Consider the following 19,919-nt stretch of genomic DNA (forward strand, 5'->3'; position numbering starts at 1 on the left):
GCGTTTTTTGTTTTTATATGAGACGCTGCCGGTAAAGTCCGGGCTCAGAGCGGAAGAGTAACACAGAAGGTATTGTGACTGTTCTTGCTTTCAGCCCATATCTTTCCGTTGTGTTCGCTGACGATACTCTCGGCGATAGATAGTCCCAGACCGTAGCTCTGACCGTCGTTCCTTGCCTGATCCACACGGTAGAAGCGCTTGAAGATATTCTGACAATCTTCCTTTGAAAGCGGTGCTCCTGCTCCCGAAACGGACAGTATACAGCTTGCAGACTGACGTTTCAGACAGACGGTGACCTTATCCGATTTATCGGAGTATTTCAGTGCATTGTCAAGCAGAATGGATATTACCTGCCGCAGCTTGTCCTTGTCGCCCTGAACATTTATCCCGTTCTCGACATCAGCCGAGAGCTCCAGATCATTTTCGTAAAATAACGGCTCAAACGGCAGTATACTGTCGTTTATCAGCTTACTGTAATCAACGGAGCTGAACTTTACCGGTGCTCTGTTGTTATCGAGCCTTGCAAGCTCCAGAAGGCTTTCCACCAGTCCTCTCATGCGCTTTGACGTAGAGAGGATATTTTTTGTGAAGCTGTCCCGGTCACTGTCTGTATAGCTCTTATCGCTCATCATTTCAGCATTCGTCATGATGACAGTGATCGGTGTTTTCAGCTCATGGGAAGCGTCGGCTATGAACTGCTTCTGCTCGTTCCATGTCTTTTCCACCGGCTTTGTCATCCACTTTGCAAGGAACAGGCTTATCAGAAAGAACACGGCGTATCCTATGAGACCTATTATGATAAAATTGCGGATAAGCCCTTTCAGCATGGCTTTTTCGCTTGAAATATCAGCAAATACAACGGATTCCGGGAGACCGGGGTCTGATTTCATGTATCTCAGGTCGTATCCGGGGATCACGCCTATCTGTTCATCGTTTGAACGGGCGATTTCCATGAGCGAGCTGAGCATCTTTTCGTCTGTCAGATCGTAGAAGTCGCTGCCGAATGCTTTCAGTTCGCCGTTTTCAGATACCATTACCGTAAAAAACGGGAGACGTATATTATCAGGCATATTGTCACGCAAATGCAGCTGCGATGCGTGCGGCGGACGGAATGCCATTGAACGCATCATCTGTATGCTTTCTCTTTCGATATTATTCTTCGTAAAGTGCATGACAAGTCCGAAGAGAACAAAGAACAGGAGCGTAACGATGGACATTATTATCAGTACGAATTTTATCCTCAGCCGCTTCAGCATTTTTCATCACACTCCAGATGATATCCGAGTCTTCTTACCGCTTCTATCCTCACATCGGAACCTATACTTGAAAGCTTTTTCCTCAAAAAACCGACATATACCTCCACATGGTTCTCTACTGCGTTTGAATCATATCCCCATACCTTTGTAAGCAGCGTTTCCTTTGATATGTGGTTCGTACCCGATACCATAAGCATACGCATGACCTCAAATTCCCTTGCGGAGAGTCTTATGCTGTTATCTCCGCATATCAGTGAGGCAGATTCCATATCCAGTCTGGTATTCCCGAATCCGAGCTCGTTCACCTGCGACCCCTGTCTGCGGAGAAGCGCGTTCACACAGGCAAGGAGCTCCCTTGCGTCAAAGGGCTTTGTAAGATAGTAATCCGCTCCGGAATCAAGTCCCTGAACCCTGTCTGCCACGTCTGATTTCGCTGTCAGCATAAGGATAGGAGTAGTGTTGTGCTGCTCGCGTATGGACTTTGCCACCTGATAACCGTTCTTTTTAGGGAGCATGATGTCAAGTATTATCAGGTCATAGATATTGAGCATAGCGTACTGCTCGCCGCTCTCACCGTCGTATACCGCTTCCGCCTCAAATCCTTTTGAGCTGAGCATTATCTTCAGTGAATCAGCAAGCACTTTTTCGTCTTCTATTATAAGTATTTTCAAGTCGTTTCCCCCTTTCGCCGACTGTTTGCTCTGTATCTATTATAATACATCATACAGCTGAATTCAAGCTGAAAACAACAGTTTTTTCTGCGATTTCACTCAACTTTCACTTTGGCTTAACAGTGCTCACACGCTTTTTCAGCGTCAATTCAGCATAGGAAGATATAATTTAAGCATAGGATAAGGCGCACACAGACAAAAAAAACATTATCGCCCATATTTGTATGTCTGTGTGCGTACCTATGACAATGAAAAGAGGTGAAAATATGGATTTCAGACACGAGATAAAGCACGAGATCAATTACTCGGATATGATAACGATCAGGCACAGACTCAGTACAGTTGCATATACAGATCCTCATACCATAAACGGAAAATACTTTATCCGCAGCCTTTACTTCGATAATATCGCAGACAAGGCGCTTATGGAAAAGATAAACGGACTCAGCCACCGTGAAAAATTCCGTATCAGGTATTATAACGGTGATACTTCGGTCATTCATCTTGAAATGAAAAGCAAGATCGATCATCTTGGCAGCAAGGCAAGCGCTCCGCTGACCGCGCAGCAGGCACAGAGTATAGTCGACGGCGATACAGCATGGATGCTGGATTCGGAATATCCGCTGGTAAGAGAGCTTTACTCAAAAATGCAGACGCAGGGGATAGCTCCGAAAACCATTGTGGATTATACAAGAGAGCCATTTATTTTCCCTGCCGGAAATGTCCGCGTCACTCTGGACTACAATGTGCGGAGCGGAATGAGATGTACGGATTTCCTGAACACCGGCTGCGTGACGGTACCTGTTTCGGATTCTATCATACTTGAAGTTAAATGGGACGGTTTCCTGCCTGATATAATCAGTGACGCAGTTGCCCTTGCTGACAGGCGTGAGGGCGCATTTTCAAAATATGCAGCCTGTCGTATATACGGATAAAACAAAAAGGAGTTTTTACAGATGAAAGACATTTTAAAATCAAATTTTCTTGATAATATCACAAGCGTGAGCATTCTTGACATGGCGATAGCGCTGATACTTGCATTCGGACTTGGAATTTTCATATTCCTTGTATACAAAAAGACCTATTCGGGAGTTATGTATTCGTCAAGCTTCGGTACTACTCTCGTTGCTCTTACCATGATAACAACAGTGGTCATCCTTGCAGTCACAAGCAATGTGGTCCTTTCCCTCGGTATGGTGGGTGCGCTTTCTATCGTCCGTTTCCGTACCGCGATAAAGGAACCCCTTGATATCGCTTTTCTGTTCTGGTCTATTGCAGTGGGAATCGTCCTTGCAGCCGGCATGATACCTCTTGCGATCATCGGCAGCATTATCATCGGCGTTATCCTGCTCGTATTCGTTAACCGCAAGTCTCACAGCAATCCTTATATCGTCGTTGTACGCTGCGACGGACACGACAGCGAGACCAAGGCAAAATCCTTCCTTGACGGAAAGACCGAGAGATGCGTTGTCAAGAGCAAGACTGCTCAGAAGGGCTCCGTTGAGCTCAATATGGAGATCAGACTCAAGGACGACAACACCGATTTCATCAATACCCTTGCAGATATGGAGGGCGTGAGCAGCGCTGTTCTTGTAAGCTACAACGGCGACTACATGAGATAAGGGTGTGATACAATGTCAGCACATAAAAACATAGACAGGATATGCATATTTATCACGGCAGTCACAGTTGTTGTCGCTCTGATATTCTGCAACGGACAGGTATTCGGAATAAAAACCGCAGTCCACGCTGCCGGCTATGAGAACAGGCTGTTCGACAGATCAAGAGTTCATACGATCGACATAGTCATAAACGACTGGGATAGCTTTATTGAGGGCTGCGAGAGCGAGGAATATTCAGCCTGCAATGCTGTCATCGACTGTGAGGCAGTAAAGAATATCGGCATAAGAGCCAAGGGAAACACATCTCTCAGCTCCGTAAAGAATATGAACAGCAGCCGTTACAGCTTCAAGATAGAGTTTGACCAGTACGAAAACGGCAAGACCTATCACGGACTTGACAAGCTATGCCTTAACAATATCATACAGGATAATACCTATATGAAGGATTATCTCGCTTATACGCTCATGTATGATTTCGGCGTGGACTCACCTCTTTGCAGCTATGCCTATATCACAGTCAACGGTGAAGACTGGGGACTGTATCTTGCTGTGGAAGCCATTGAGAACTCATTCCTTGAAAGAAACTACGGAAGCAGCTACGGCGACCTCTATAAGCCTGACGCATTGGGCTTCGGCGGCGGAAGAGGAAACGGCAAAGACTTTAGTATGGGGAATTTTATGAATAAAGAGAGCGAAGATAAAGACAGCTCCGACAAATCAGACGATAATAAAGACAAATCATCAGGCTTCGGTGGCTTTGGCGGCGGAATGCCTGACTTCGGAGGAGAGATGCCTGATTTTGGCAATATGCCGGATTTCGGCGATATGTCGCAGTTTGATCCTGAGAATATGCCTGAAGGTTTCGGCGATTTCGATCCCTCGAAGATGTTCGGCGGTGACGGAGAAAACTCCGGCAAGAGCGGTTTCGGCGGCTTCGGTATGGGCAGCGACGATGTAAAGCTCAAATATATCGATGACGATACCGACAGCTACTCCAATATCTTCAACAATGCCAAAACACCTGTTGATACTGCCGATAAAAAGCGTCTCATCAGGGCACTCAAAGCACTGTCGGAAGAGACAGACATTGAGACAACAGTTGACGTTGAGGAAGTTATCAGATACTTTGTAGTGCATAATTTCCTTTGCAACGGCGACAGCTACACAGGTCAGATGATACACAATTACTACCTGTACGAAAAAGACGGTCAGCTTTCTATGATACCCTGGGACTATAACCTTGCTTACGGTTCATTTATGGGAGGAAATGCGTCATCTTCTGTTAATTCTCCCATAGATACACCTGTGTCGGGAGGTATGAGCGACCGTCCGATGATCGCGTGGATATTCGATAACGAGGAATACACAGAGCAGTATCACGAGCTTTTCAGCGAATTCCTCAGTGGCGTCGATTTTGAGAAATTGGTTTCTGATACGGCAGAACTTATAGACAAGTATGTTGAAAAGGATCCCACAAAGTTCTGCACATATGATGAGTTCAAAACAGGAGTTGAAGCTATAAAGAAATTCTGCACTCTCCGTGCGGAAAGCGTAAGCGGACAGCTTGACGGTACTATCCCTTCAACTACTGACGGACAGAAAGCCGACAGTTCGGCACTTATTGACACAGACGGACTGAACACATCGGATATGGGTTCGATGGGAGGCGGCTTCGGCGGCGGTCAGAAAGGCGGCTTTGGCAGAAGCAGCAGAACAGAGAAGTCTGATTCCTCAGAAAAAACCAATAATTCCGGATCAAAGCAGTCTTTTGACAATTCTGAGTTTTCTGTTAAGATGACAAGCTCAATAAAGCTGCTGGATAACGAAGAAGACAGCAGTTCGCAGAGTAAAAAGCGACAGGGATTTGGCGGCGGCGAAAAGCCCGGTTTCGGAGGTCAGTCTCCACAGGGCTTCGGCGGAGAAATGCCTGAAGGATTCGACCCCGGCAAAGCTCCGGGAGGCTTCAGCGGTAACGGAAAAACAGAAGCAGACGGCGATAACAGCAGTGACGGAAAGCAGACAACTGTGAACGATACGGAAGTTACTTCCGCTGAGAACAGCCAGGGTGACGCTCCTTCTCAAAGACAGGATGGTTCGAGAAGTGAAGGAAGACCTCAGATGGGAGATTTCTCGCCTATGGGCGGCGGTCAGCAGGCTGACAATAAGACGGCATATATCCTTCTTGGAGTTTCCGCACTGGTACTTTTGCTTGGCCTTGGATTTGCGGCGAAGTTCAGAAGATGATCTGAACAGCATAGTAATATCAGTTCCGCATGATGTTGCCGATCATACGGAAGCATAAAAAAAGCGTCCTTTGGACGCTTTTTTGTTTTATACACTGGTTTTTCCGTTTTCTGTACCGCTTTTGCCGTCAAGTATCTTCCTTGCAATGTGAACGGTGAAAAACTCGATAAGCGGCCCCATGAAGAAGGCGGTTATTATCGTGCCGATACCTGCTATCGTTGGTATCTCCTTCAGATGTCCTCCGCCTGCGATGAACATAACTGCTCCGAGAACGACGCAGCAAACGTCCGTGCATATGCGTATGAACTTGAACTTGCCAATCTTCCATTTGTTTGCCATTATCAGGGCTACCGCGTCATATGTGGAAACTCCCAGATCGGCGGTTATGTACAGCGAAGAACCGATACATATGATGACTATACCGATCACCAGGAACAGGACGCGCAGCGCCATTGACGGCTCCGGGACAGCCCAGCGCAGGAATTTGTAGGAGTATTCCGTCACATAACCTAAAAGGAAGAGGTTGATGAATGTGGCGATACCTATGTAATGCCGGTCAAATATAAGGCTGAATGTCAGCAGTAATGCGTTGACGATGACATACAGGGTACCGAAGCTTATGGGGATGAGCTTGCTGATGCCGCTCATGAAGGACTGGAAGGGGTCAACGCCGAAAGCAGCCATTTTGAATATAGCCACACTGACAGCTCCGGTCATGACTCCAAGGATTGACATAATGATTCTTTTTTTCATGTTTTCTTCTCTTTTCTGAATAAATTTACATGAATGATTATATCACAGATGTATCATCAAAGTCTATCCTAAAATTGCGGTGTTATCAGCTGAAACTGCTGTTTTTAATGAATTGCGGCTGAATCGATGAAAAGAGGATATCGTGCACTGAGGCATCAGGTGAAAACAAGAGCTCCGCTGTCTTCCATCATATTCATCAGGAAGTAACGTGCTTCTTCACGGAGTTCAGGCTTAGCCATATAGTACATATAAGTCTCTATCTTGTTCAGTGTGCTTGCTGTCCTGCCCTCTATTTTGAACTGCTCAAAGCCCATGGGAACATATCTGTTCCATATATCATCAGGTGATATGTGCGTTTTCAGCTCCCTGATCTCGAAAATACTGCGCTTGGAGTAAGGACAGTCGATGAAATGGTTCGGGTCATACTTTTCAACATCAAAAGGCACGTTGGGATATTTTTTTATGTGATTGCAAAACGCTATCTGCTGCTGACTTATATCCTTGTAATGCTGGAGCCTTCCCGGACATTCGGGCTGGCAGCAGGCATTCACAAGGAACTCGATATCCTTCTTACGCGGAAGCCCGCTCAGGATATCGAATTTATTGTTGAGATCATAATCGGCGACGACGACGTGGTAATCCTTCTGAAGCTCCGAAAGAAGAGCCTCCTTGGAATCAAGGCGTTTGCAGGTCGAGCTGGTCAGCTTGTAACCCGGATATTCCTTCCTTATGTAGTCTTCGAGCAGCTGGGAGGCAACTATCACCTCGTTCATTCCGTTGTCGGCGTAATGCAGTATCATATTGCAGCGCTCATCGCTGAGATGCTTTTTCTCAAGCATGATATTGGTGAAAGTAAAACGCAGCGGGATACCGCGGCTGTTGAATTCCCTGATAACTGTTTTTATATAGTTTTTATCGGCGTTTCCGCCCTGTGATCTGCCGCCGTTCCAAATACACGGAGGAAATACTCCGTAGACGGAGGCTATTTCTGTTCCTTCACGGAAGAATTCGGGATGGTTTCTAAGCATTTCCGCAAAAAGCAGATTAAGCTTGAAACTTCCGGAAAAATCCGGAAGATGGAATCTTACTTTCATGGCTTTTCTCCTGTTTTTATTATGTTTGCAGCAAGGCGGTTATTGAATACACATTTATTATATCAGTATGACGGCGATTAGTCAACCTGTTTTGCCTGTCGGTAAATGCGGCTTTATTTTTATATGTTTACTAAAAAAACAGTCGACAAACCGTGAAAATTATGGTAGAATAAAAATGAAGGCATTAACAGACCTGCGCGTATTGCCGGCTGTTGATGCTGTATGATAAAAGGGACAGTGAGGAGGAAATATTATGGCAGGATTTTTTAAAAGGGCATTATCGGCCCTTACATCAGGATTATGTTTAATTGGCGCAGCCGGTCTGCCGTCATCTTTACCCGCAGCGGTATATGCAGCTGATATATTGCAGGAAGGCAGTGTTGACGGCTATTTTTATCAGTACTGGGTAGCGAGCAGTATTGGAGAGTGCGACTACGAAAATACGGAAAATAACGGCTTTTCATACAGCTGCAGAGGCGTTGAGGACTCTATTGTAACTAAAGGCAAGAAATTTGAAGACGAGAAAATATTTGCTTCACAGCTCAGGGAATATAATGTAACATATGATGCGGATATTGACTATATGGGAATGGAATCCTGGTCCGGCGTTTATGGCTGGATGGTTGATCCGAATATAGAGTTCTTCATAATTGACAGCTGGGGAAAAACAGCAATTGAAGGAACTAAATTCCTCGGTTCATTCGAGTCGAACGGCATTACTTATGATATGTATTATCACCGGAAATACCAGATGGATTTCCTTGGGACTAAATATACACCTACCTATTACAGTATCGCTCAGAAAAACCTTGCCGATAATGTCGATGGTACCTGTAATATCAAAAATACCGTCAATATTTCGGATCATCTGAAGGCATGGAACGATGCGGGACTTGATCTCGGATATATGTATGAAGCAGGATTTTCTGTAGACATATACAGAAGTGACTGCGATGTCAAGCTGAATTCTTTGGATATCACCAGTGAGATCACTGATGATGCCAACTTCGGTCCTGAATTTGCTTATAAAAAACATGAGCCTGCTGAGCCGGACGAAGAGGGAAGATCGGTATATATAGACTTTGAAACGGAGAACGAAAGTATCGGGGCAGCTGATGAAAAATGCAGGGCTTCATATGAGACCGAACATTCCTTCAGCGGAGAGCGTTCAATGCTCATATCTGCCGAAGGAAAAAGCACGAGGACTCTTATATATGAGATAGATCCTTTTGATTTCAAAGGCAGAAAAATGCTTGGCGGTGTAAGGCTGTACCATAGTTCTGACAAAGATGTAAGGTTTTCTTTTGAGATACTGCGCAGGGATATACAGGGCAGAGAAGAAAGGCGTGATAAATCCTTCAAGAGCATTGCCCCGGATCACTGGGCTTCTATGGATCTGCTCGCTTTTTCTCTGGACAATGATGTGTATACAAAGTATTACATTGTTATTACCGCTTCAGAGCCTGTGGATTTTTATGCTGACGATCTTTATATTTATGACGCCGAGTATTATGAGGAGTTCATAAGCGCGGAAAAATATAATATACGCGGCGATATCAATAATGACAAGTCTGTCGATATTTTCGATATGATAGCGTTAAGGCGTGAACTGCTTGACACAGGTGAACCGACGATCGACGCGCTCCATGACGTGAACGGTGATTATAAGCTCAATGTATGTGATCTGGTGCTGCTTACACAGTTTGTCCTCGGTAAGACGGATTCTGTTCCTGAGCCTGATATTAAGGCGGAATATCATGTAGGACCATTCAGCGATTCAATAGATGAAGACTTGTATATATTTTCATCAACAACTGATAATTCACAAAATATAAAAACAGTTATCTGTGAAGACGGTACGTATATGTCGCAGTGGGGTGACATTAAATACTATGATATTTTAAAGTCCAGGAGCATTGATGATTTTGATGAGATCAGCGTAAAATGTTCGGGAGAGGTAAAAACTGTTTCAGTGCAGGATAATGATATTAAGCCATGTGTTTATGTTATAACATCGGCAAAATTTGTAAATGCTGGTAAAGCTGTTGAAGTATGTGTTATAGATGGAGCAGATAAAGAGTCCAGATTGAACTGGTTACCGGGTTACAATAAAATGGAAAACGTAAATATTGACGGGACTGACTATTATCTCAGCAAGCCGGCTGAAACTTCGGACGATGTGTATGATGATTACGTGATACGGCTTTTCACAAAAGATAATACAGTTGAATGCGATAAGAAATGCAGCTTTGAAATGGAGACGGATTTTACAGATATACTGAAGTATTTGGGCATGGAGGAGTTCAGACCTTCGGAAGTAACATGCTCGGTTATGATCAAAAATAATTCGGGTTACATTGATATTAATGAAATGTCCTTCATTGATAAAAGTAGAGAAGCATAAAAAATACCGCTCATGCAAGTTGCTGCATGAGCGGTTCCTTTATGCCGGAGCACTGACGTATCCGGTTTTTAAAATGCGGATTTGCTGATAATATATTGACACATATACCGTTATATGATACAATGTAATTTGTATATAATATCCGGAGGTGCTTGATTTGAAACTATCAAAGTCAACTAAAAAAACATTGTCAGTATGCATGAGTATGCTGCTCACTGTCAATACCTGTTCCGCAATGAAGCTTATTGCAGCTGATAACGACAGCGCGGAAAAACAGAATGAGCAGGCAGTGACCGCAACGGTCACAACAACAGCTGCTGCAACAACGACTGCTTCGGTTGCAACAACTACCGTTTCAGCTGACTTAAAAGAGTTAAAGCTGAACAGCAAGGTCGAGGATAACAAGGTAACCCTTTCATGGAACAAGGTAAGCGATGAAGAGGGCTTCGGATATCAGCTTTTCAGACGTGAAAACGGCTCGGACTGGGAGGTCCGCTCGATATGGAATGAAAAGGAAAAGGTAGATGTGCTGAATATATATCCGGCGCAGCCGTTTCTTGAGGAATGGATGACTTCACCCATAGGTGAAACAGAAACTCCTGCCGGAAAAGACCTGATGAATATATCATCTGTCTATTTCAGTGATTTCAATTCGGACCCTGCAACATATTTATACAACGAGGACGGAAGCTGGAAGTATGACGTTCTTTTTGTAGGAGCAGCCGACTATAATTCAGGTTTTGACTTCAGTGATGAAGCTACTAAGGAAGTCACCAAATTTGAAAAGAGCGGAAGAGGAGTCCTTTTCGGACACGATACTCTCGGCGCAGGCCTTGGCTATCCGAATTTCAATACATTTGCCGAAGATCTCGGAATTGTTATAGGTTCACGCTATATTGTCGGATCGGAGAAAGCAACAGTAGTAAAGACAGGCGTTATGACGGATTATCCTTGGACTATACGCGGAACTCTTGATATACCTACCTGCCATGCAACAGGTCAGTATGCTCTTGACGCCACTGTCTGGATGACACTGAGCGATGATGATATAATCGATGCCGAGACAGGTGCGATAGGTAATTTCTATCTTATCACAAATAACAATCTTGGCATGATACAGACAGGTCACAGCAACGGACAGGCTACAGATGATGAAAGAAAGGTGCTTGCGAATACTCTCTTCTTCCTGTACCAGAATTCAGACAGCACCAATGCCGTTGACGGCGCGTTCACTGACAGAAAAGCGCCGCAGAAGCCCGATGCATCAGGTTCCTATGCAGGCGATGGAAAAATGCTGCTTTCTGTTCAGGCAAAGGACGAGCCCACAGTTTATGAGTATTACGTAAGTGCTGTATCAGAGAAGGAAGGCAGGGAAGCTGCTTCTTCAAATATCGTAAAGGAGGAGTCACTCAGCGGTATCAAAGGATTTGTTGTCAGGGTCACAGACAGCGATAAGGAAACTCCGGAGATCATTGAGTACGAAGATGACAAGGAAACAGTAAAGAATATCATTCCTGCTGATGAAAACGGAAAGGCAAAGATCGAGGCAGAGCTCGATGATACTGTTATTTCGCAGTATGTTCATATCTTCGCTGTTGACAATGAAAACAATGTGAGCGAGGAGCTTATTGTTCCTGTTAATGACAATGTAAAGCTTGGAGACGTTAACTTCGACGGAGAGGTAAACGCAGTTGACGCAAGCCTTATACTTGCCGAATATGCGAGAATATCAACAAAACAGCCCGCAGCTTTCACTGAAAAGCAGTTCGTTGCAGGCGAAGTTGACGGAAACGGCATAATAGACGCGGCAGACGCATCGTTTGTACTTGTTTATTACTCGTATTTAGCTACGGGCGGTGAACTGGACGATATGAGAGAGTGGATGAAGATCACCGACTTTTCCGCTATCGAAAAAACTCAGGCAGAATAAGCAGATATTAATTACGGAGCTCCGGCGAAACAACCGGAGCTTTGTCATATAACGTCGGATCTGTGAATATTATTCAGTGACTGGATCACTGCGAATGCGGAAGGAGTAACTGAAATGAGAAAAGTTCACAGAAAAATTATAAGCAGTGCGGTAGTGTGCGGCTGTGCGCTGTTCACTCTGTACGGAGCGTCCCGTATAGCTGAGAGGACTGAAAACGGAGCCCTGCCCGTGTCTGTTACGGATATGGAAAATGAAGTGCCTGTTATAGTCCTGGATGCCGGACATGGCGCATCAGCTTAAACATAGTTCATTTGAGCGGAAGAGTTGTCAGAGTGAATGAGCTATACTATACATCTGATACAGCATTGAAGCATTAAAGCCAAAGAATATTACAGAAAGTCCCCGCAGCTGCGTGGACTTGTATTTGCGTTTCAACATTGATCGTGCGGCGGTAATATAAAGAAATCCGCCCGTATTATTACGAGCGGATAATTTGTTTATATTCGTTTCCCTGATGTGTTTACGACTTGATCTCGCTGCCTCCCCATTCAACGACTGTGAAGCCATTTCTTTCAAAGGCTTCAAGCTGCTGAGGTTCGGTCTCCACTGCCTCTTCAAGAGGAACATACGCCATGAAGATACGAAGCAGGCTGTCAGGTGCCGGAGTGATCTCCAGCTTCGCGGAATCAGTATATACATCACCTTGGAACGATATGAGATTATACTTGTTATGCTCCATTAAAGGCAGCCAGTATACAATGAATTCGTTCATTTCTTCCTCTGTCAGTCCCATGTATGTGAGCTTTTCCTTGAGGAAGCTTTCGGTATCACTGCCCGCAACGCAGAAGCCCTTTGAGAAATCAAATCTTGTGCGGCAGTTTACTGCATCCCAGAAAAGGTATTTGTGATGTGTGCCGTCAGCCTTGTTCAGAAGTGTTCCGTCAGGATATGCTGTTACATCCCAGCCGTTGTTATACTTCGGATATGTTGTTGAGAGATCTGATTCCGTAAGCTCAAGTTCAACGTGAACATCGGTCTCATCTTCGGGATAAAGGTAAATAACGGGTTTAGCAGCTACCAAATTATAATATATCGTACTGTGACCGTTTATGCTTGTTTTTATCCAGCCATACTGACCTTTGTATTTAGTAAACATCCAGTCATTGTTACCCTCCTGAAAACCCATTTCGCTGAGGGGTGTATTATTGGGGATAGTATTGATGACACCATAGCTTTCATCAGGGCCTTGGTACAGTTCCAGCCCCTCCCAGTTAACAGTACACCGCATACCGTATTCAAGCCTTGTATCAGGTTCAATATAAAATCTGGTGTCCTTTTTAATGATCTCGTCTTTCATCAGGCAAAGATCGAATATGTCAAGCTTACCGTCATTGCTGAAGTCAGCAGCCTTCCAGTTCGCAAGCTTTGTATCCGGAACAGCTAACAGCCACTTTCTCAGCAGCACCAGATCTGCCATAGTGAATTCACCGTCAGAATTTACATCGCCTGTGGCACTCGGCTTTACAACTATATCCGACGCCTCGTCCTGCATGAATGAAACAAGCCATGCAAGTGACGCATTGCTGCCGAGAGAGGTCTCATTCGTAGACCACGACTCTATAGAATCCGCGTAGTATCTTTCAGACGGATCACTGGAAGTTCTGTTGTCGTTAAATCCGAGGGCAAGCATATACTGATCCATAGGCATTGCGTTAGGACCGCTTACAAGCACGCCGTCAGGTGCGGAAGGAAGCAAACTGTCAGCTTCGTGTATCCAGTACCTGTGAGACGGATTCTTTACATGATATGAGCCATATCCCGTTACATAGGAGAACGCCAGCGGATTGTTGCCGAAGATATAATCCATGCCCTTTGCCACACCGTTCAGGTATTTGCTATCGCCTGTAAGGTCGTAGGCATAAGCCATAGCCAGCATATTGTTTACAGCCCGTTGATTTGATTCGGGTTCAAAACCACTATAGACAATATCGTAAAGGTCTCCGTTGTATGCCACAAATCCGGGACCGTCATACTTGTAGGGTATACCGTAGCCCTGCTTCTCCTCTTCATTGATGTAGTCCTCTGCTGTGTCGATAACGGTATTGCTCAGTGATTTGTACTGTTCATCAGAGAGCAAGTATTTATTGAGAAGCATTGACAGCGAACCTGCGGAAGCGGTATCGTCTCTTCTGAACAGTGTCAATGAGGGCTCTCCCGGTACGTCGGTAATAAAACCGTTTCTGTTTTTTACCTTGAATGCGTCTGGATATTCAGAAAGATCCTTTAAATAGTTTTCAGCGTCGGGGTCGTCCATTTCCTTTGCGGTGATATAGAGCTCACAGGCTGCCCAGTATTCGTCGTCCTGTATATATGTGGTACCTGACGGATCTGTTAGTTTTACAGGCGATGGCTCGTACAGAGAAGCTGTGTTGCTTTCTTCATCAGGAGCTGCCTCATAATAATTCAATCTGTAAGCCTGATAAGCTTCCTTTGCGTTGTTCAGAAGCTCTGCTGCGTACTCCTTGTCATATTCTGCCCAAAGTCTTGCGCCCTGTGCCGCACAGGCAGCGTAATTAAGAGTTGCCGCAAATGTGGGCGGCTGAACGATATAGCACGCATGATATTCATGTTCATAATCCTTGGGGAGAGCTACAAAGTCAACGCCCTGTATGCCATGATAGTACATACCTGCATATTTGCCCCATGTTTCTTCATCGGGCTGGACCTTCAGCTTTGACATATAGTCCAGTTCATATCTGCATTCGTCGAGGATATCGGGTATCTTGTTTCCGTTTTCGGGGATAACGACGGTGCCAGAGCCGTCTGCGAATTTATCTGAGTTTTTGTACATAAGCGCCGAACGCTCATACAGATTCTGGAGAGTCCAGAGTGCGATACTGCTTTCCGTCATGCTCTTGTCGAAATCAGTTCCTGAGAACCAGCCGCCGCTGGTGTCAATCTTTGATGAGCTGTTTTCCTCTGCGATCCTGACGTTTTGCGGAACACTTGTGCGCCACCTTGTCTGGACAAATCCAACGGCTTCATCGCTGTTGTAATTATGTGCAAGTGCGGATTTGTCACCTGATGTGATGTACTTTGACTCGATCTTTGTGCCGCCACGGTTCTGATAGAAATAGTTGAGAGCATTGGTCAGCAGATTGTTTTCTTTATCGCTGTAGATATCATTTCCTATCCTGAACGGGAACGATCTCCAGTTTTTGCCTTTAATGCGAATATAGTATTCACCCGTCTGATTGAAATCAGTAAAGTCTATCCTGCAAATGTTGTCGCCGGAGTCGGTATCCTTTTCGACCCGCCCTGTTTTTCCCGAATAAGCTACAGTAATATCTGACGTTCTTACTATCTCATAGTCATAGCCCTGATCTTCTTCAAGCTCAATGGTCGGCGCATCGTGTGTGATATCGCCTTTATTGTCGCCGAGTGTTGCGATTTTTTCAAGTCCCTGATAGTATCCGAGCTGATTGACAGAGATGTAATTATTTGGCAGACCGCTGCAGCCACGTGCTGTATAGCCTAAATAATGCTTCGGCGGAGAGGATATGTTTCCTGTCAGGTCTTCAATGAACATATCGTCGAACCAAATTTCATCTCCTGCCTGAGCGTTGCCCTGATACTTAGTACCCTTTGCGTACTGGAACGTCCATTCAACACCTTCAAGATCTTGTGTAGGCTTGAATATTCCTTCATAGGTCTGCCATTCGGTCGACAGCTTTACAGCTGTCATAGACCACTGACCTCCCATATGAGGTCCCATGCGCATATCATTGGTTTCACCGTCAAGCTCAAAGTACACTTCATCACCCTTGATGTTGCCTATCTTTGAGTAAAGCTCAAAGCCGTTTCTGTTGCTCTTTGCTTTGAAGCTTACCTTGTACTCATGTCCTTTCCGAAAATTAAGGTATCTGTGCCTGAACTGAAGATCCCACTTTTCCTTATCATAACCTTCGGGTACTTGAATAAGAATGCGGACAGCTCCTTCAGAAAGCTCGAAATACTGCTTCGCAGGGCTTGCTTCCACAGTATGCCACGGAAGAATCTTATAGTCAAAGGTAGACTCTCCCAAGATCTCATCGTCGTATGCGCTCTGCACAACAGTGATACCGGCAGTGGTCGGTGCGATCATAGCAGCTGCCAGAAATCCTGCAATGATCTTCTTATAATTTTTATGCATGATATTCCCTCCCTTTATCTATCTGCATTTGTAATACTATTATATATTATTACGGCTTATATGTCAAGATTATTCGTTGGAATTTACAAAAGGTGCTGCTCGCTTTATGGTTAAAAAAACTTTTCGTCCTTAGAAAAAATCTGATATTCCCACTACTCTGTTCGACAGCAGCCTTGACTTTAGGTGACAATGCAGTGTATAATATGGATAATAAACAGGTTACTGTGATAAATCGCAGCTTTTATTTTAGATAATTACAGTATTCCTCAGACGAGTATAGTAAGGAGTAATAAATGATTCTTTTAGTTGTAGATACACAAAAGGGCTGTTTTGACGAAAGGCTATATTCGTTTGAAACAGTACGAAAAAATATAAAACAGTTAATTACTATAGCGAGAGAGAATAATGTTGAGGTCGTATATGTCCAGCACGATGATGGTCCGGGTACTGATCTGGATAAATCTACGGACAACTATGAAATATATGAGGAATTTACGCCGGAGAAAGGCGAAAGGCGTTTTGAAAAGAATGTAAACAGCGCTTTTCATCCTATGACGGGATTAACAGAATATCTGCAATCTAAGTGTGAAAAAGAAATTATAGCAATCGGAGTATCAACGGACTATTGTATGGATGCAACAATAAAAAGTGGATTTGAAAAAGGGTTCAAAATATTTGTCCCTTCATACACGAACTCAACCTATGATAATCCGTATTTTGACAAGGAAACCGCCTATAAATATTATAATGAATTTATGTGGGGCTCACGTTACGCAAAGGTAATTACTGTTGAACAAGCGATCCAACTCTTACGTTCTGAAGTAACAACAACGAATATATAAATAATTCACTATTGAAATATACTCCCCGCACTTGCGATTTTTATATTTATTAGAAAAGGACGAACAGGCACTTCTGAAAATCAGAAGTGCCTGTTTTTAGAGGGTGGGAGAGGGTATTCGCCCCACGGCTTTGGGTGTAATCGAGCGGTTACACTATGATATCATCAATTATTATACAGCAATATACTGAGATAAGTCAAGGAAATGAAGCTGTGATTTTAAGCGATTAAAGTATTCTCTGAGTCGTCAGAAGAGTTTCCTGATTGCAAACGAATAATATTAATGACGTTCAGCAATTTAACGCCTGCAAAAATCGTGATGTTTGTGAGGATTTTTGTCACTTTCACAGATCCGCTGCTGATCCGTTCGGAGTTTAGTCCTGCTGATATAGCTTTTGGATATGGGACTGCATTTCTTTTTTGTATTAACACATTTCTGGCAAACATGATATAATTATAACATATTCAAAACATATCGGAGGAATAGTTAATGCAGACATCAATAATCGGATACCCAAGAATAGGTGATTTACGTGAACTCAAATTCGCAAGCGAGAAGTATTTCCGCAGAGAGATAACTGCGGCAGAGCTTGAAAAAACAGCAAAGGTCATTCGCTCGCATAATCTTGATCTGCAGAAAAAAAGCGGACTTGACTTTATACCGTCCAATGACTTTTCATTCTATGACGGAGTTCTCGACACAGCTTTCCTGCTGAATGCCGTACCTGAGAGATATACCTCTCTCGGACTGTCAAAGCTGGATACATATTTTGCGGCTGCGAGAGGATATCAGGGCGAAAAGGGAGACGTCAAGGCACTTGCCATGAAGAAATGGTACAATACCAACTATCATTACATGGTGCCTGAACTTGATGACAGTACCGAAATAAAGCTTGTGGGCACAAAGCCGTTTGAGCTTTTCAGCGAGGCTCTTGCAGGCGGTGTAAAGACCAAGCCTGTTATAACAGGTGCTTATACATTTCTGAAGCTCGCAAGATACAAGGGCAAACGAAAGGCAGCTGACTTTGCCGGACAGACCGCTGCCGCGTATTCAGATATCCTGAAAAAGTTCAATGAGCTTGGTGCGGAGTGGGTGCAGTTTGACGAGCCCTCACTGGTAACGGATATGACAGCTGAGGACATAAAGCTTTTTGTTTCCATTTATGAGAAGATACTCCCCGGTAAGGGAGCTGTAAAGGTGCTTGTGCAGACTTATTTCGGTGATGTCCGCGACTGTTATAATGAGCTCTGCGGACTGGACATTGACGGTATCGGGCTTGACTTTGCTGAGGGCAAAAAGACTCTCGGACTTGTAAATAAAAATGGCTTCCCGAAGGGAAAGACACTGTTTGCCGGAGTTGTCAACGGCAAGAATATATGGCGTAACAATTATGTTTCAACCCTCTGCACACTTTCTGAGCTTGAAAAGCACACTGATGATATAGTAATAAATACATCATGCTCACTGCTTCACGTTCCGTGCACTCTTGCAAACGAGACAAAGCTTGAAGAGCGCTATAAGAAGCATTTTGCATACGCTGAGGAAAAGCTTGCTGAGCTTGCTGAGCTTAAAAAAATAACAGCTTCACAGTGCCCGGCAGAGACAGAAGAATATCGCAGAAATACAGCTCTTTACAGCGAGCCGAGAACTGCCGGCAATGAGATTGTCAGAAAAAAGGTGGCTGCTCTTACGGATAAGGATTTCGTCAGACTTCCGGAGTTCGCAGAGCGTGAGAAGATACAGAAGGCGAGATTCAATCTGCCGCTGTTCCCGACTACCACTATAGGTTCATTCCCGCAGACTGCCGAGATAAAATCCGCGCGTAATGCTCACCGCAAGGGGGAGATGTCCGACAGTGACTATGAGTTCTTTATCGAGAAAAAGACTGCTGAGTGTATCGCTCTGCAGGAGGAGATAGGACTTGACGTACTTGTACACGGTGAATTTGAGCGTAACGACATGGTGGAGTACTTTGGCGAGTGCCTTGACGGTTATCTCTTTACAGAAAAGGCATGGGTGCAGTCCTACGGTACACGCTGCGTAAAGCCGCCTGTTGTATGGGGAGATATTTCCAGAGCGAAGCCAATGACGGTAAGATGGTCGGTATACGCTCAGAGCCTTACAGACAAGCCGATGAAGGGAATGCTCACAGGTCCTGTTACAATACTGAACTGGTCATTTCCGAGAGAGGATATATCCCTCAGAGAATGCGCTTTGCAGATAGCTCTTGCTATACGCGAGGAGGTACTCGACCTTGAAGCAAACGGCATAAGTATAATCCAGGTCGATGAAGCAGCACTCCGTGAGAAGCTGCCTCTTCGCAGGGCTGACTGGAGAGAGGATTATCTCGACTGGGCCATACCTGCTTTCAGGTATGTTCACAGCGGCGTGAAGCCCGAAACGCAGATACACACTCATATGTGCTACAGCGAATTTGCGGATATAATCAGGGATATCGACGATATGGACGCAGATGTCATAACCTTTGAGGCGTCAAGGTCAGACCTTACCATACTTGATGTGCTGAAGGAAAACAATTTCCGCACCGAGGTCGGTCCAGGAGTATATGATATACATTCACCAAGAGTTCCGTCAAAGGAAGAGATAAAGGTAGCCATCGGCAAGATGAGGGAGCGTATCCCCGCTGAGAAGCTCTGGGTAAATCCCGACTGCGGACTTAAAACAAGAGGAAACGAAGAAACAGTTCCGAGTCTGAAAAATCTTGTTGAGGCTGCTAAAGAAGCACGGAATGAAAACTGCTGAATTAAGTTCAGTGTGACGGCTTGAACGTCAAAAAACATGAAATCATAAGGGATCAGCTCTGACCGTAACATTTCTGAGTGATTCTTACGAATAATAAAAGCCTGTATTTCGGGGCAACCGAAATACAGGCTTTTTCTCATGTAAAATT

At 44.5% G+C, this 19,919-nt stretch carries 13 protein-coding genes; 8 read left to right on the forward strand and 5 right to left on the reverse strand.

Annotated elements, in window-relative coordinates:
• Positions 1–44 precede the first annotated feature (44 nt).
• Together QZZ36_RS03795 and QZZ36_RS03800 are read right to left on the reverse strand one after the other, a co-directional pair.
• Positions 45–1,256 (reverse strand): HAMP domain-containing sensor histidine kinase, encoded by a 1,212-nt coding sequence (locus QZZ36_RS03795; RefSeq protein WP_295076985.1) that lies wholly within the window; start codon positions 1,254–1,256, stop codon positions 45–47.
• Entirely contained in the window at positions 1,250–1,927 is a 678-nt protein-coding gene (locus QZZ36_RS03800; protein ID WP_295076990.1) for a response regulator transcription factor, read from the reverse strand. The genes QZZ36_RS03795 and QZZ36_RS03800 overlap by 7 nt, the downstream gene beginning before the upstream one ends.
• A gap of 266 nt (positions 1,928–2,193) precedes the next feature.
• Between QZZ36_RS03800 and QZZ36_RS03805 the strand changes: the two genes are divergently transcribed.
• The 3 genes from QZZ36_RS03805 to QZZ36_RS03815 are packed head-to-tail and all read left to right on the forward strand — an operon-like array spanning position 2,194 to position 5,793.
• Positions 2,194–2,862 (forward strand): polyphosphate polymerase domain-containing protein, encoded by a 669-nt coding sequence (locus tag QZZ36_RS03805; RefSeq protein WP_295076993.1) that lies wholly within the window; start codon positions 2,194–2,196, stop codon positions 2,860–2,862.
• Positions 2,863–2,883: 21 nt separating this feature from the next.
• Positions 2,884–3,549, forward strand: a complete 666-nt coding sequence (locus QZZ36_RS03810) for a DUF4956 domain-containing protein (RefSeq protein WP_295076996.1) — start codon at positions 2,884–2,886, stop codon at positions 3,547–3,549.
• A 12-nt stretch (positions 3,550–3,561) separates the two neighbouring features.
• Entirely contained in the window at positions 3,562–5,793 is a 2,232-nt protein-coding gene (locus QZZ36_RS03815) for a CotH kinase family protein (RefSeq protein WP_295077001.1), read from the forward strand.
• Positions 5,794–5,880: 87 nt separating this feature from the next.
• Here the strand turns inward: QZZ36_RS03815 and QZZ36_RS03820 are convergent, their stop codons facing one another.
• Both QZZ36_RS03820 and QZZ36_RS03825 read right to left on the reverse strand, forming a co-directional pair.
• Positions 5,881–6,546, reverse strand: a complete 666-nt coding sequence (locus QZZ36_RS03820; RefSeq protein WP_295077008.1) for a DUF6198 family protein — start codon at positions 6,544–6,546, stop codon at positions 5,881–5,883.
• A 155-nt stretch (positions 6,547–6,701) separates the two neighbouring features.
• The gene (locus tag QZZ36_RS03825; RefSeq protein ID WP_295077011.1) at positions 6,702–7,640 is read right to left on the reverse strand and encodes a hypothetical protein; all 939 of its coding nucleotides are present in this window, start codon (positions 7,638–7,640) and stop codon (positions 6,702–6,704) included.
• 253 nt (positions 7,641–7,893) lie between these two features.
• Here QZZ36_RS03825 and QZZ36_RS03830 point away from each other — a divergent pair, with 253 nt between their 5' ends.
• The 3 genes from QZZ36_RS03830 to QZZ36_RS03840 all read left to right on the forward strand — a co-directional run bounded on the left by QZZ36_RS03830 (position 7,894) and on the right by QZZ36_RS03840 (position 12,274).
• Entirely contained in the window at positions 7,894–10,044 is a 2,151-nt protein-coding gene (locus tag QZZ36_RS03830; protein ID WP_295077014.1) for a glycoside hydrolase family 11 protein, read from the forward strand.
• Positions 10,045–10,201: 157 nt separating this feature from the next.
• Positions 10,202–11,974: a dockerin type I domain-containing protein gene (locus tag QZZ36_RS03835; protein ID WP_295077019.1), complete on the forward strand. Its 1,773-nt coding sequence runs from the start codon at positions 10,202–10,204 to the stop codon at positions 11,972–11,974.
• Positions 11,975–12,088: 114 nt separating this feature from the next.
• Positions 12,089–12,274 carry a hypothetical protein gene (locus tag QZZ36_RS03840; RefSeq protein ID WP_295077022.1) on the forward strand — a complete coding sequence of 62 codons (186 nt, stop codon included), beginning with the start codon at positions 12,089–12,091 and terminating at the stop codon, positions 12,272–12,274.
• Positions 12,275–12,494: 220 nt separating this feature from the next.
• Here the strand turns inward: QZZ36_RS03840 and QZZ36_RS03845 are convergent, their stop codons facing one another.
• Entirely contained in the window at positions 12,495–16,166 is a 3,672-nt protein-coding gene (locus QZZ36_RS03845; protein WP_295077026.1) for a glycoside hydrolase family 9 protein, read from the reverse strand.
• A 293-nt stretch (positions 16,167–16,459) separates the two neighbouring features.
• Between QZZ36_RS03845 and QZZ36_RS03850 the strand changes: the two genes are divergently transcribed.
• A complete protein-coding gene (locus QZZ36_RS03850; RefSeq protein ID WP_295077030.1) occupies positions 16,460–17,008 on the forward strand; it encodes an isochorismatase family protein in 549 nt (182 codons plus the stop codon).
• A gap of 489 nt (positions 17,009–17,497) precedes the next feature.
• A complete protein-coding gene (gene metE, locus QZZ36_RS03855; protein ID WP_295077033.1) occupies positions 17,498–19,771 on the forward strand; it encodes a 5-methyltetrahydropteroyltriglutamate--homocysteine S-methyltransferase in 2,274 nt (757 codons plus the stop codon).
• The last annotated feature ends 148 nt before the right edge of the window (positions 19,772–19,919 follow it).

Origin of the sequence: Ruminococcus sp., assembly GCF_016287535.1 — a bacterium.
Lineage (GTDB): Bacteria > Bacillota > Clostridia > Oscillospirales > Ruminococcaceae > Ruminococcus.

What these genes read in the sequence shown, in the direction of transcription:
- QZZ36_RS03795 (WP_295076985.1), bottom strand. Translation starts at nt 1,256, where the DNA reads ATGCTGAAGCGGCTGAGGATAAAATTCGTACTGATAATAATGTCCATC.
- QZZ36_RS03805 (WP_295076993.1), top strand. Translation starts at nt 2,194, where the DNA reads ATGGATTTCAGACACGAGATAAAGCACGAGATCAATTACTCGGATATG.
- QZZ36_RS03810 (WP_295076996.1), top strand. Translation starts at nt 2,884, where the DNA reads ATGAAAGACATTTTAAAATCAAATTTTCTTGATAATATCACAAGCGTG.
- QZZ36_RS03815 (WP_295077001.1), top strand. Translation starts at nt 3,562, where the DNA reads ATGTCAGCACATAAAAACATAGACAGGATATGCATATTTATCACGGCA.
- QZZ36_RS03820 (WP_295077008.1), bottom strand. Translation starts at nt 6,546, where the DNA reads ATGAAAAAAAGAATCATTATGTCAATCCTTGGAGTCATGACCGGAGCT.
- QZZ36_RS03825 (WP_295077011.1), bottom strand. Translation starts at nt 7,640, where the DNA reads ATGAAAGTAAGATTCCATCTTCCGGATTTTTCCGGAAGTTTCAAGCTT.
- QZZ36_RS03830 (WP_295077014.1), top strand. Translation starts at nt 7,894, where the DNA reads ATGGCAGGATTTTTTAAAAGGGCATTATCGGCCCTTACATCAGGATTA.
- QZZ36_RS03840 (WP_295077022.1), top strand. Translation starts at nt 12,089, where the DNA reads ATGAGAAAAGTTCACAGAAAAATTATAAGCAGTGCGGTAGTGTGCGGC.
- QZZ36_RS03845 (WP_295077026.1), bottom strand. Translation starts at nt 16,166, where the DNA reads ATGCATAAAAATTATAAGAAGATCATTGCAGGATTTCTGGCAGCTGCT.
- QZZ36_RS03850 (WP_295077030.1), top strand. Translation starts at nt 16,460, where the DNA reads ATGATTCTTTTAGTTGTAGATACACAAAAGGGCTGTTTTGACGAAAGG.
- metE (WP_295077033.1), top strand. Translation starts at nt 17,498, where the DNA reads ATGCAGACATCAATAATCGGATACCCAAGAATAGGTGATTTACGTGAA.